Below are 12,676 nucleotides of genomic sequence, written 5' to 3'. Positions count from 1 at the left end.
TTGAGCAAATTAATTACGGTTATGCAAATTTCTAAAGTAATTTTGTCGATATCGAAACCATTGATCATTATCGGAATTTTTTTATTTCCGACACTGGTTTCAGCAAAGACCATTTTAATATTAGGCGACAGTCTAAGTGCAGGCTATGGTATTGAAACCAAACAAGGTTGGGCTCACTTACTACAACAACGCTTAGACCAACACTATCCGAAACAGCACAAGGTGGTCAATGCAAGCGTAAGCGGAGAAACCACCAGTGGTGCGCTCGCTCGATTACCCAAACTTCTGCAAACCTATAAACCTGAAGTTGTCGTCATCGAGCTAGGTGGAAATGATGGACTTCGCGGACAACCGCCACAATTGATTCAAAAAAATTTAGCTCAATTGGTACAACTGAGTCAGAAACAAAAGGCCACAGTTTTACTGTTTGGTATGAAAATACCACCAAATTATGGTACAGCCTATAGCCGCGCTTTTGAAAATAATTATAAAGTTGTAAGTCAGCAATACCGTATTAAGCTGCTACCGTTTTTTCTTGAAGGTGTAGCGGGCAATAAGAGTTTGATGCAGAATGATCAGATTCATCCAAATGCCAAAGCACAATTGACGATGCTTAATTTGGCTTATCCCTATATACGAGAGGCTTTGTAAATCACCGCATTTCAAGTTTGATTAATCTATTTTTTTACTAAAATAAACGACTTTTTCAGTTTCCTGAAAACCTAATGAACGATGCATAGCGTGACTAATTACATTGTCTAATGCAGCATCAGATGCGAATTCAGTACAAGAAAATTGTTTTGCCCACACTTCCGCCTGTCGAATAAGCTCCGTTGCAACACCTGAGCGTCGATAGGCTGGAAGTACATAAATATCTTCCAAAAAGCCTACAGGAGAGGTCTCCGTTCCATTTACATATTCAAACCGAATTGAGGCTTCTAACATCGCAATCGCTTGGTGATCAGAATAGGCTAATAATTGTAAGGCATGTTTTGCAGCTAATAATTGATGCATCTCTTTTAAATGTGAGGCTTCAGAATCGTTCCACAACTTATTTCTTAGTTCTAGCCAATCTTGGATTAAAGCTTCTGATGCTGTTTTAATATTCATGAAATAACCACCACTGTGTACATCACAACATCGTGAAAATAACAGCTGGAACATGGCTAACTTAAAAGTTAGCCATGGAGATGATTTTAAAAATCAAAGAATGTGACTTCACCTGTTTCCAGCGAATACTCTGCACCCACGACAATCATTTTACCTTTTTCAATTAGGCTTTCTAATACCGAAGAACCATGGCGTAACTGATTCACAGAAGCAAAAACATTGGAACGGACGGCATGCGCAGATAATTTTTTCAAATCATCCTTTAACTCAGTTTGCATCAAAATTTCAACCGAAGGACGCACACGATTCACAATCGACATCAGGTTTGATGATGGGGGTTGATCTGGATTCTTTAGCGTATCAATTGTTGCTTGGATTGCACCACAATGACTATGACCTAAGACAACAACCACTGCACAATCATATCGTTCAGCGGCAAACTCAACACTACCCACTTGTGATGGTGCAACAATATTACCAGCTACACGGATCACGAATAAATCACCTAAACCTTGGTCGAACACCATCTCAGCAGGTACACGTGAATCTGAACAGCCTAAAATAATCGCAAAAGGATTTTGTTCACTTGCCATCTCGGCACGCTCTTGATGAGTGAGCAATTTTTGTTGGGTTGCTTCCCCTTTCACAAAACGAGCATTACCAGCTTTTAAACGTTCTAGAGTTTCTTGGGCAGTGAGCATGTGTATATCCATCTATGGTAAACATGAGAAATAGGGGCTGATGACATTTCACCTTGCGAGCTATTCAGCTCTCATTGCGACAGTGGACATTTTCTGAGGATACAAGTCATGACTTACGCAATTTAGCTCTTCTAAATAAGTAAGGCATAACGCAGTTGCGGCACAAAATGTACCTGTCCCACAGGGTTACGGCTAAAACTGCTCCAAACTTCGTTATGAAACTTGACAAGGGAACCGCCATTGTCTGTGCCTCATGCCTCGTTTGTATGGTTTTAGCCAGTAACGCAATGCATGGCTGAAATATCAACAGCCCCTTAGTTTAATCTGCGCAAAGTTTAATGTCACTGACAAAAATAGAAACTGCATCGACTAAGGAACATACCTTTGATCATAAAAATAGCTTAAAAATGCTGATTTCATTGGCAAGAATTTCCATACACCTGTAGATTATGCGAATGACTCACTGAGCAACATCCTCAATAATCAATTGTTTTAAAATAGATCAAGGACTGAGCAAAGATGAATATTCCATTTTCGTTACCTATAGCTAAAACACTTACTGCCGCATTATTGGCATTCAGTTTAACAGCAACCATAAATACAACACATGCTGCTGAAATTGAAATGAGTTTCCAAAACCTACTTCAACAAGAACGCTCATGGGCTGGCTTACAAACCAAAACTCTAAAAGTAGGAGATATGACTTGGTCATACAGTGAAGGTGGTCAAAGCGGCAAACCGATTATTGTGTTAATTCATGGTCTGGCAGGCAGTCGTGATAACTGGAATCGTATTGCTCACGCATTAACAGCAAATTACCATGTCATCATTCCGGATTTACCTGCCAGTGGCGAAACACAAGTTCCTAAAGATTTTGACTACTCTGTTCCAAACGTAACAGAAAAACTACGTCGCTTTATTGAAGCTGCCAACCTAACTGGACCAGCACATATTGCAGGTCATTCACTTGGTGGATCAGTCGCTATGCTCTATGCAGGCCAATATCCTTTTGAAACCAAGAGCCTATTTCTCGTCAATGCTGCAGGCGTATATCGTTCAGCAAACACGCCTTATCTAAAAGATCCAAATCAACTAAGAAATATGGTGGTGAGTAAAAAAGGAGATTTTAATTTCCTGATGCAACAAGCAATGTATGCACCTCCTTTCATTCCAAAAGAAATTGCACAAGCTCAAGAACGCATGATGATCGGACAAGTTGAACAAACCAAAAGAATGGTTGATCAAGTCGTTGCCTTGAATAAATTATACACGCCTGATTCTTTTGCTTTACTCGCAAGAGCCATCGATGCTCCAACGCTTATTTTATGGGGCAAACAAGATAAAATTATCAATGCTGAAGTTGCACCAGAGTTAAAATCACTCTTGAAAAATGCGCAAGCGCCTGTGATTTTAGAAAATGTGGGACACATGCCAATCCTAGAGGCAGATCAATTGGTTGTTCAACAGTACTTACCATTTTTAAGCAAAATTCAGGCGCAAAAACCTGTAACCGCTTCAACACCATAAACTTAGAGGTGTGATTTAAACCCTATGCAAAAACATCCAATGATAGAACAATTGATTGATGCACAACTTGATTTTCTTGATCATGAGTTTGCACAAACTGAAACCATTCAACATGAGTTTAAACAGTTCTATCATTGGTTGCGCTTACAGCAATTACAACACATTTGGTCGTTTGAGCAGATCTTTGATTTGATCGAAAAACAAATCTTAGCCACGCCAGCAAGTTCATTTTTAATCGAGCAAATTGCAGAACATATCCGTTTTGCGTTAATTCATCCGCTCAATGATGAGACCTCAATTGAAGATGTCATTCCTGTTTTAACCATTGATTCGATTGCCCAATACATTGCAAGTAAAAGTGGACACCGCCAAAGATTAATCAAGACTGTTGTGAATAATCCTGCATTTTCCGCACTGATTACACAACTCATCCAACATTCTATTCAAGATTATTTAGAAAACTCAGTTATGTCTAAACGCGTTCCTGGTGTGGGACAGTTTATGAAAATGGGAAAATCTGTTTTGGAAACCGTGACAGATTCGAACCTGAATAACACTATTGGACATTATTTACAGAAGAATATTTTAAAAATCAGCCAAATGAGTGAGAAAGTGTTAAATCAACACTTCAATGATGACAAGCTCTATCACTTCCAAGCTAACATCTGGCATAAAATCAAAGTAATGCCATTGTCAGTTTTACGCAACTATATCGAGGTACAAGATTTACCACGTACTGTGGCTATGGGGCATGAAATCTGGGATCATATTCGTCAAACCGACTATTTGAAACAACAAGTCCATGATGGCGTTTATGCATGGTATGCACGAAATCAAGAACGAACTTTTGATCTGTTGCTTCGTGATCTCAACATTGATGAGGATTTGATTCAGAAAGAATTAAATGATTTGTTAGTGCCTATTTTAGAACAAGTGATCCAAACCGGTTATTTAAGACAACGTGCACGCACTTATTTGGAAAGTTTTTATTATTCTGAACAAGTTTCCCAGATTTTAAAATTAGAAGGATAAGGCGCTAAAACCCTATCCTTCAGTTTATATCTTAGAAGCTATAAGTCACACCTAAATTATAACGGCGTCCGTCTAATACATAATTATAGGTATCTTTATCAATTTCTTTATCAAATAGATTGTAGACCCCTGCTGCAACTGCGATATTTTGTGTTGGTTTATAGTTCAATCCGACATCAACCATGGTATAAGCAGGTTTGCCTTTCGCCATCGCTGTCCGACTTAAATAATCCGAAGTTTTGCTACGGTAATTAACTCGTCCCCAACTAGAAAACTGATCATTGATCTCCCAATCGGCGGTGGTATTAAACATATGCTTAGGCATTTCGTTTAAAGGTTTACCTTTATTTACACCACTCTTTTGTTCGGTATCCGTAAAAGTATAGTTAGCGCTCAAGTTTACATTGGGTAGGACTTTCCAGCCTAAAGTCGCTTCAGCCCCTCGCATATTGGCTTTATCAACATTTTCTCGTAGGCTGACAAAATCAAATTTTTCACCTAACCAATCACAACCTCTTGTCCCAGCATCGCTTTGACATGTTCTAATTTCAGTAATTTTATCTTTAAATTCACTGTTAAAAAGCGTGAATCCTGCTGTAAGATTGTCTAAATTATCCCAATTAAAAGAAACCTCATAATTGACACTTTTTTCAGGTTTAAGATTAGGATTTCCAACAATCACACCATTACTTTGACTTCCACCTGTCGCTTGCCCCCATTCTGCAACCGTTGCACGAAGTGCTGGAGTTTTATAACCAGTTGACACACCACCCTTGATTACCCAATTATCATTTACTCCCCAAACACCATAGACTTTTGGACTCCAGTGTTCGCCAAACTTTTCATCTTTATCTAGGCGAATAGAGCTTGTTAGGGTGAAGTCATCCACAATATTCCATGCATTTTCTGCAAATAATGCCCAACTATAGCGATCTAGATGTGAAACGGGTTTAACACCGCCAACACTCAATTGATTACCTTGATCATCTAATTCTTCTTTTAGATACATCCCACCAAAGCTCAAGCTGTGTTGATCAAAATTAATTTTATTGATGGTATTAAAAGTTGTATTGATTGCTTCCATCTTACGTGAAGGATTTTCATTTTCTTCACGTTGGATATATGAATGTGTTTCTACCGCACCAAGCTGACCACGATGCGTTAAGCTATACTCTGTACGATAATAATCCGATAAAGAATTTACTGGAGGGTTCCGACCTGTTTGTACTGGAGAAATACTTTTTCCGACCATGGCATTACGGTTTTGGATCGAACGTTGATATTCAAAATCAATCGTGTGATCATCGTTCGGTGTTAGGCTAAAGACCGCCCCACCTGCACGAATTTTTTGTTTGCTGTAACCGCCATAAATTTCGTCTTCATCGCGCTGAGAATACAGTCCATTGGCTTTAAAGGATAAAAGATTGGCGATTAAAGGACCTGCAATATAAGCATTGGTTTGATAAAGATTACCTGAGTTTGAGTTTTCTTGTAAGGTAGTATCTACCTTAATGGATCCAGTCCATTCAGTTGCATTTTTCTTGGTAATGATATTAATTACACCACCCATAGCATCAGAACCGTATAAACCAGACATTGGTCCTCGAATCACTTCGATACGTTCAATCGCTCCAATATTAGGGAGCCAACCTTGTTCAATTCCTGAATTATCGCTATTTGGTCGTACTGAGCGCGTATTTACTTTTTTACCATCTACCAGGATAACGGTATATGCACTGCCCATTCCCCGAATACTTATATCACTTGAGCTACCACCGCCCGTGACCACTACTCCTGGAACATCTTTCAATGCATCTGTCACATCACGATAAGCTTTTTTATTAATTTCTTCTTGTGTGAGAACCGAAATAGATGCTGCAGCCTTTTTAATGTCTTGTTCAAAGCCACTTGCGGTCACTACGATCTTAGCCAATTGAGCAACATTTTTATTTGAATTATCACTGTTATTAGTTGCATTTACCTCAATCTCATTTGCTGAAGCGTTACCAATTGAAGTCATTCCGATAAGAACTGATAAAGATAGCAGTGAGAGAGTTGATTGTTTAGACATACAAATTCCAATAAATTAACATGTGGTATAAAAGTGGATATTTCACATATCATGGTAACAATATTGGATACAATTGTAAATATTAATGATAATTACTATCATTAATAAATTTAAAGTTTATAAAAAAAATAGCCTCAATGAATGAAGCTATTTAAAGTTTATTTTTTCAGGTAAGTACGGGTTTATTTAAAATAAGCACCTTCTGCTTGTGTATGGTCTGTTTGGTCAACCACACGCTGTAACTCTGGAATATGCTGACGTAGTGTTGTCTCTACACCTTGCTTCAAAGTCACATCAATCGCAGAACAACCTTGGCAACCACCACCAAATTTCAATACTGCAGTAAGGCCATGCTCAGCATCTTCTTGAACTTCTACCAGACTACAGTTACCACCGTGTCCTGCTAGACCTGGGTTAATCTCAGATTGCAAGATATAAGTAATACGTTCTTCAATTGAAGCATCAGGACCTACACGAGGCACTTTGGAATTTGGTGCACGGAAAGTTAATTGACCACCGAAACGATCTTTATTGTAATCAATTACCGCATCAACCAAATAAGGAATTGAAGGTGCATCTACATAGGCAGGAAAATCTGGATAATCCTGTTTGTAATCCGTTGGTATCACCTCTTCTGGCGCACTATATGCCATACAGCATTCAGCACGTGGAGTACCCGGATTCTCTACAAAAACACGAACGCCAATCCCTGGAGTATTTTGTTTTGCTAATAAATCACTTAAATACTCTTGTGCAGAGGGAGTAATCAAAAGGTTTGGAATTTCTTCTGCGACAGCAGTGTTGGTGTTCTCAGTCGACATAACAATAATCCTCAAGCTGATGTCGTTATATTAACTGAAGATGGTGGGTAATGAAAAAAAATCAACCATTTTTGTAGGAATTCTATGCAAGATCATTGTTTATTAAGTTTTTAATGGCATTATTGCTTAGACACTGATCAATTTGAAACGTTTATGTTACATCTACCCTTTAATCATACTGTGACCCTGATTTTGATCACAGTCGCGATTTCTTTACTCGCATTCTCCAATCAACGTGTAATGAACCGACTTATCTTTTGGCCTCCAGCAATGCAACGTGGTCAATATGATCGTTTTATTACGCATGGTTTTGTTCATGCTGATGGTATGCATTTACTATTCAATATGATCACCCTCTTTTTCTTTGGCAATATCATTGAAAGCTTTTATCGTCAGTTCTTCTATGACATGGGCTTTGTCTTATTTTATTTGGGTGGCTTAATTGTTGCAATTTTACCAAGCTATTTAAAACATCGACATGATCCACGTTGGGCAAGTCTTGGCGCATCTGGTGCAGTTTCAGCGGTACTCTTTGCTTATATCCTATTCCAGCCTTGGAATTTGATTTTTGTTTTCTTTATCCCTGTTCCTGCAATCATTTTTGCCATTTTATATGTGGCATATAGTGTATGGTCTGGCAAACGCGGTAATAGCAATATAAATCATAGCGCCCATCTTTGGGGAGCTGCTTATGGTGTCATTGTTACCATCATTTTAGAACCGCGTGTCATTCCACACTTCTTGAATCAATTGACTAAATTACCGTTCTAATAAAAAAAACAAACCTCCACGGAGGTTTGTTTTGATTGTCTTAACAATATAAAAATAAACTAGTAAAAAGTCTTAGATCGCTTTAAAGTTTTAATATAAGAAGTCATAAAGGATGTGCCGAAATGAAAAAAATATCGCTCTACCTTTGCATACTATTTACATTAGGCCTCTCAGGCTGTGCAGTACACACCCCGCATGGCAGTGTAGTCATCGATCCAGATCACCCTGACTACGGACGGTATGGCGACTTCTGCCCTCCTGGTCAAGCCAAAAAAGGTCGCTGTTAATCACTGCTTATTTGGATAAAATTATGCGATTTCTGCTGGAAAGGCGATGACTTTATCAATATTTACTTGATTCATCGCCACCATCAGTAGACGATCAATACCTAATGCGATCCCAGAACATTTAGGCATCTTTGGTAATGCAGCCAATAAATATTGATCTGTCGGCATAACCGATAAGCCCTGCAGCATACGTTCATGATTGTCTGCTTCAAAACGTGCAGCCAAAACTTCTGCGTCCAAGAGTTCATCATAAGCATTCGCTAACTCTAAACCCTCGATATACACCTCAAATCGTGCAGCTACCCATTCTCCATCTTCATCCTGTTTCACTTTTGCCAGTGAAGCCATTTCAGGTGGAAAATCAGTCAAAAATACAGGTTTATCAAAACCCAAACTCGGCTCTACAAAATGAGAGAACAATAAATCCATGTACGCTAAACGGTCGTCACCCAAATCTAAATTAAGCCCAACACGATGAGCCGTATCTTTGAGCTGCTTGAGTGATGCTTGCAATGGGTTAATATCTAAACGGTCTTGAAATGCATGCTTATAACTCAAAACAATTGGACGAATATCACCAAAACGATGTGCTAGACAAGTCTCTAAAAGATCGGCTGTCTCATGCATCAGAGCTATTAAATCCATTGCAGGTCTATACCACTCCAACATGGTAAATTCACTATTGTGTTTACGCCCATGTTCATCATCACGAAATACTTTACAGATTTGGTAAATCGGCCCACTTCCACTTGCCAATAAACGCTTCATTGGAAATTCAGGAGAAGTCTGTAAATATTGTGTATTTAATTTTCCATGTATATGACGCTGCACTTGTACCGATGCCAAATGAACGTCTGTGACCCCTGCTTGGGATAAAATAGGCGTTTCCACTTCTAAAACATTACGCGCTGCGAAAAACTGACGAATCTGTTTATACATCTCCGCACGCGCTTTTAAAGCCTCAATAGAACAGGTAGGTTGATAGCTTTTCATTTCATCTCGACTCATGCTTTTGGTCCACCATGCGCTGCCCATTCACGGCGTAAAGGATAATTCTTTCGGAGTAAATCAAATGCTTTTTGCTCTACTTTGCCTTTCTGAACACATGCTCTTAATTTCTTATCATCTTCGGTAATATTATAAATCTGGGGAAGACGTTGCTTTAACACTTCTTTCAAGTCGTGTTGTTCAAAATATTGTTCAACGCTTGGTAACTGACTTTCAAAGCACTTCGATGCGGTATAACCAAACTTCTGGCAAAAAGCATCATAAATCATCTGCGTACCTCGTGCCTTCCCTTCCAAACTATAGCCAGCAATATGAGGCGTCGCCAAAGCCAATAGATCTAATAAATCTTGAGGAATCTCAGGTTCAAACTCAAACACATCCAGCACGACTTGACGCTTGGTTTTCATCATATCTGCCATCAATGCCGATTGCTGAATCACAGGACCACGCGCGCTGTTGATTAGAATGGCTGAAGATTTCATTGCTGCTAAAGTCGCTTGATTGAACAAGTGCTGCGTTGGATATTCACCTGTTAGCGTCAAAGGCACATGAATTGAAATCGCATCTGCACGCGTTAATAACGTTTCAAAAGAAACATTTTCGATTCCTGCAAGTTGCACATACGGATCATACCCAATTACGTTCCAACCCAATAATTTTGCCATTGTTGCCAATCGCGTACCAACATTACCTAAACCAACAATCGCTAAAGTAAAAGCAGCTTCTTTTTCTAATAATTCAATATCTAAATGTAATAAAGCAGTGATGACATATTCCGCAACTGCCTGAGCATTACAACCGGCAGCATTGCTCCATGAGATATTGTGATTTTCTAAAGCTTGAATATCTAGATGGTCTGTGCCAATCGTAGCACTGCCCACAAATTGAATTTTACTTTGATCAATTAAAGCATGATTGACCTTCGTTACCGAGCGAACCAATAAAGCATCCGCATCCTGAACATCTGCATGAGTTAGCGTACGCCCTGCTCGATGCTGTATTTCTGCAAATTCCGCAAAGAAATAATCGGTAAATGCCAAGTTTTCATCTGCGACAATTTTCATGCAGTAAATTCCATAATTTTCTCTGGGCTTATTATCCTAAGCAATGAAGAAATTAACAAATCAAATCTGAATGTTCGAGTAAAAATGGCGAGAAAAACCACGATTTTGAAATACTAGAGCCGCTTCATCTCTGCTGCCATTTAAAAAAAAATCCCCGCATTAAAAATGCAGGGATTTTCTTATAAAGAGGAAGAAACGTTATTACATCATTCCGCCCATTCCACCCATACCGCCCATGTCTGGAGCAGCTGGTTTGTCTTCTGGGATATCCGTGATCATACATTCAGTTGTCAACATTAAACCAGCAACAGAAGCTGCGTGTTCAAGTGCAGAACGCGTTACTTTAGCTGGGTCAAGGATACCCATTTCTAACATATCGCCATATTCACCAGTTGCAGCGTTGTAACCAAAGTTACCTTCACCGCCTTTAACTGCATTGATCACTACAGATGGCTCATCACCAGCGTTTGCAACGATTTGACGAAGTGGTGCTTCGATCGCACGGCGTAAGATATTGATACCTGCAGTTTGATCTTCGTTCGCACCTTTCAAGCCGTCTAATACGTTTACGGCACGTACAAGTGCAACACCACCACCAGCAACAACACCTTCTTCAACTGCTGCACGAGTCGCATGAAGCGCATCATCTACACGATCTTTCTTCTCTTTCATTTCAACTTCAGTTGCAGCACCGATTTTAATCACTGCAACACCGCCAGCTAATTTAGCAACGCGTTCTTGAAGTTTTTCTTTGTCGTATTCAGAAGTAGATTCTTCGATTTGCGCACGGATCTGTTGAACACGTTCAGCGATTTGAGCTGCATTACCAGCACCATCAACAATCACAGTATTTTCTTTAGATACTGTTACTTTGTGTGCTGTACCTAAGTGTTCAAGTGTCGTTTGATCAAGTGCCATACCGATTTCTTCTGAAATCACAGTACCGCCAGTCAAGATTGCGATATCTTGAAGCATTGCTTTACGACGATCACCGAAACCAGGTGCTTTCACTGCACATACTTTGATAATACCGCGCATGTTGTTTACAACCAGTGTTGCAAGCGCTTCGCCTTCCACATCTTCAGCAATAATTAAAAGCGGTTTACCAGTTTTAGCAACTGCTTCTAATACGGTGATTAATTCACGGATATTACCGATTTTTTTGTCAACAAGAAGAATGAACGGATTTTCAAGTTCAGCAGTTAAAGTATCTTGCTTGTTCGCGAAATACGGAGAGATATAACCGCGGTCAAATTGCATACCTTCAACAACGTCTAAAGCGTCTTCGAAGCCAGAACCTTCCTCAACAGTGATTACACCTTCTTTACCCACTTTTTCCATTGCTTGCGCAATTAACTTACCAACAGTGGTGTCAGAGTTTGCAGAGATCGAACCAACTTGTTCAATCGCTTTAAAGTCATCAGCAGGTTTTGCATTGGCACGGATATTTTCAACCACAGTCTTAACCGCAATATCAATACCACGTTTTAAATCCATTGGGTTCATACCAGCAGTTACTGATTTGATCCCTTCGTTCAAGATTGCTTGAGCAAGTACTGTTGCAGTTGTTGTACCGTCACCCGCGATGTCATTCGTTTTGCTTGAAACTTCGCGAACAAGTTGAGCACCCATGTTCTCAAACTTGTCTTTTAAAGAAATTTCTTTTGCAACAGTAACACCATCTTTAGTAATGTGCGGCGCACCGAAAGAACGGTCGATTACAACATTACGACCTTTAGGACCTAAAGTTACTTTTACTGCATCTGCAAGTACGTTTACGCCTGCAATCATTTTTGAGCGAGCTGAATCACCAAATTTTACGTCTTTAGCTGACATGTTAAACTCCAAATCTTTTTAAATACTGTATCTGATAATGTGTGAGTTATAGGTCGATTAGCCTTCAAGCACAGCTAAGATATCCGACTCTTTCATGATTAAAAGTTCTTCACCACTTACTTTCACAGTTGTCCCTGCATAAGTACCGAACAATACTTTGTCTCCAACTTTAACGTCTAAAGCACGAACGCCGTTGTCAGTGATCTGACCATTACCAACTGCAATCACCTCACCTTGAGATGGTTTTTCAGCAGCAGAACCTGGAAGTAAAATGCCACCAGCGGTTTTGGTTTCTTCTTCTACGCGACGAATCACTACGCGATCATGTAATGGACGAATGTTGCTCATATTTAACTCCATCAGACTTAGTCTTTTTGATTAATTTGCATTGCTACTCCAGTAGCAATTAACAAAATTTTGATATGCCACTTTTGTGGGGTTAAAAAAA

Annotated in this window: 13 protein-coding genes; 5 read left to right on the top strand and 8 right to left on the bottom strand. The window is 39.4% G+C overall.

Translation table 11 applies throughout. The features are described from left to right. The first annotated feature begins 27 nt into the window (after positions 1-27). Positions 28-651: an arylesterase gene (locus DK207_RS11330; RefSeq protein ID WP_171293676.1), complete on the top strand. Its 624-nt coding sequence runs from the start codon at positions 28-30 to the stop codon at positions 649-651. 21 nt (positions 652-672) lie between these two features. On the opposite strand, the gene aac(6')-I is transcribed toward DK207_RS11330, so the two are convergent. Both aac(6')-I and DK207_RS11320 read right to left on the bottom strand, forming a co-directional pair. After that, on the bottom strand, positions 673-1,110 hold the full coding sequence (aac(6')-I, locus tag DK207_RS11325) for an AAC(6')-Ighjkrstuvwx family aminoglycoside N-acetyltransferase (RefSeq protein ID WP_109441262.1): 438 nt from the start codon (positions 1,108-1,110) through the stop codon (positions 673-675). A gap of 86 nt (positions 1,111-1,196) precedes the next feature. After that, positions 1,197-1,811 carry a carbonic anhydrase gene (locus DK207_RS11320; protein WP_109441261.1) on the bottom strand — a complete coding sequence of 205 codons (615 nt, stop codon included), beginning with the start codon at positions 1,809-1,811 and terminating at the stop codon, positions 1,197-1,199. 519 nt (positions 1,812-2,330) lie between these two features. On the opposite strand from DK207_RS11320, the gene DK207_RS11315 reads away from it, so the two are divergent. Then, positions 2,331-3,338 carry an alpha/beta fold hydrolase gene (locus DK207_RS11315; protein WP_109441260.1) on the top strand — a complete coding sequence of 336 codons (1,008 nt, stop codon included), beginning with the start codon at positions 2,331-2,333 and terminating at the stop codon, positions 3,336-3,338. A 24-nt stretch (positions 3,339-3,362) separates the two neighbouring features. Further along, a complete protein-coding gene (locus DK207_RS11310) occupies positions 3,363-4,370 on the top strand; it encodes a hypothetical protein (RefSeq protein ID WP_109441259.1) in 1,008 nt (335 codons plus the stop codon). Between the two features lie 31 nt (positions 4,371-4,401). Here the strand turns inward: DK207_RS11310 and DK207_RS11305 are convergent, their stop codons facing one another. Together DK207_RS11305 and nfuA are read right to left on the bottom strand one after the other, a co-directional pair. Beyond that, on the bottom strand, positions 4,402-6,441 hold the full coding sequence (locus tag DK207_RS11305) for a ligand-gated channel protein (protein ID WP_109441258.1): 2,040 nt from the start codon (positions 6,439-6,441) through the stop codon (positions 4,402-4,404). A 182-nt stretch (positions 6,442-6,623) separates the two neighbouring features. Then, entirely contained in the window at positions 6,624-7,262 is a 639-nt protein-coding gene (gene nfuA / locus DK207_RS11300; protein WP_004638320.1) for a Fe-S biogenesis protein NfuA, read from the bottom strand. A gap of 153 nt (positions 7,263-7,415) precedes the next feature. Here nfuA and DK207_RS11295 point away from each other — a divergent pair, with 153 nt between their 5' ends. After that, positions 7,416-8,033: a rhomboid family intramembrane serine protease gene (locus DK207_RS11295; protein ID WP_109441257.1), complete on the top strand. Its 618-nt coding sequence runs from the start codon at positions 7,416-7,418 to the stop codon at positions 8,031-8,033. 122 nt (positions 8,034-8,155) lie between these two features. After that, entirely contained in the window at positions 8,156-8,320 is a 165-nt protein-coding gene (locus DK207_RS15955) for a YgdI/YgdR family lipoprotein (RefSeq protein WP_228247943.1), read from the top strand. Positions 8,321-8,341: 21 nt separating this feature from the next. Here the strand turns inward: DK207_RS15955 and epmA are convergent, their stop codons facing one another. The 4 genes from epmA to DK207_RS11275 form a co-directional block, all read right to left on the bottom strand. Beyond that, positions 8,342-9,313: an EF-P lysine aminoacylase EpmA gene (gene epmA, locus DK207_RS11290; protein WP_416224677.1), complete on the bottom strand. Its 972-nt coding sequence runs from the start codon at positions 9,311-9,313 to the stop codon at positions 8,342-8,344. 11 nt (positions 9,314-9,324) lie between these two features. After that, positions 9,325-10,392, bottom strand: coding sequence for a 4-phosphoerythronate dehydrogenase (locus tag DK207_RS11285; protein ID WP_109441255.1), 1,068 nt, complete (start codon positions 10,390-10,392; stop codon positions 9,325-9,327). A 201-nt stretch (positions 10,393-10,593) separates the two neighbouring features. Continuing rightward, positions 10,594-12,228, bottom strand: coding sequence for a chaperonin GroEL (gene groL / locus DK207_RS11280; protein ID WP_109441254.1), 1,635 nt, complete (start codon positions 12,226-12,228; stop codon positions 10,594-10,596). A 57-nt stretch (positions 12,229-12,285) separates the two neighbouring features. Next, positions 12,286-12,576 carry a co-chaperone GroES gene (locus DK207_RS11275; RefSeq protein ID WP_004652030.1) on the bottom strand — a complete coding sequence of 97 codons (291 nt, stop codon included), beginning with the start codon at positions 12,574-12,576 and terminating at the stop codon, positions 12,286-12,288. Between the last annotated feature and the right edge of the window lie 100 nt (positions 12,577-12,676).

The organism is Acinetobacter haemolyticus (genome assembly GCF_900406815.1).
Lineage (GTDB): Bacteria > Pseudomonadota > Gammaproteobacteria > Pseudomonadales > Moraxellaceae > Acinetobacter > Acinetobacter haemolyticus_A.
The sequence above is the reverse complement of the archived record's forward strand: the minus strand, read 5'-3'. Positions and strand labels throughout refer to the sequence as shown.

Coding starts and splice junctions, on each gene's coding strand:
- DK207_RS11295 (WP_109441257.1), top strand. CDS start 7,416: ATGTTACATCTACCCTTTAATCATACTGTGACCCTGATTTTGATCACA.
- nfuA (WP_004638320.1), bottom strand. CDS start 7,262: ATGTCGACTGAGAACACCAACACTGCTGTCGCAGAAGAAATTCCAAAC.
- epmA (WP_416224677.1), bottom strand. CDS start 9,313: ATGAAAAGCTATCAACCTACCTGTTCTATTGAGGCTTTAAAAGCGCGT.
- DK207_RS11275 (WP_004652030.1), bottom strand. CDS start 12,576: ATGAGCAACATTCGTCCATTACATGATCGCGTAGTGATTCGTCGCGTA.
- DK207_RS11310 (WP_109441259.1), top strand. CDS start 3,363: ATGCAAAAACATCCAATGATAGAACAATTGATTGATGCACAACTTGAT.
- DK207_RS11320 (WP_109441261.1), bottom strand. CDS start 1,811: ATGCTCACTGCCCAAGAAACTCTAGAACGTTTAAAAGCTGGTAATGCT.
- DK207_RS11305 (WP_109441258.1), bottom strand. CDS start 6,441: ATGTCTAAACAATCAACTCTCTCACTGCTATCTTTATCAGTTCTTATC.
- DK207_RS11315 (WP_109441260.1), top strand. CDS start 2,331: ATGAATATTCCATTTTCGTTACCTATAGCTAAAACACTTACTGCCGCA.
- DK207_RS11285 (WP_109441255.1), bottom strand. CDS start 10,392: ATGAAAATTGTCGCAGATGAAAACTTGGCATTTACCGATTATTTCTTT.
- DK207_RS15955 (WP_228247943.1), top strand. CDS start 8,156: ATGAAAAAAATATCGCTCTACCTTTGCATACTATTTACATTAGGCCTC.
- groL (WP_109441254.1), bottom strand. CDS start 12,228: ATGTCAGCTAAAGACGTAAAATTTGGTGATTCAGCTCGCTCAAAAATG.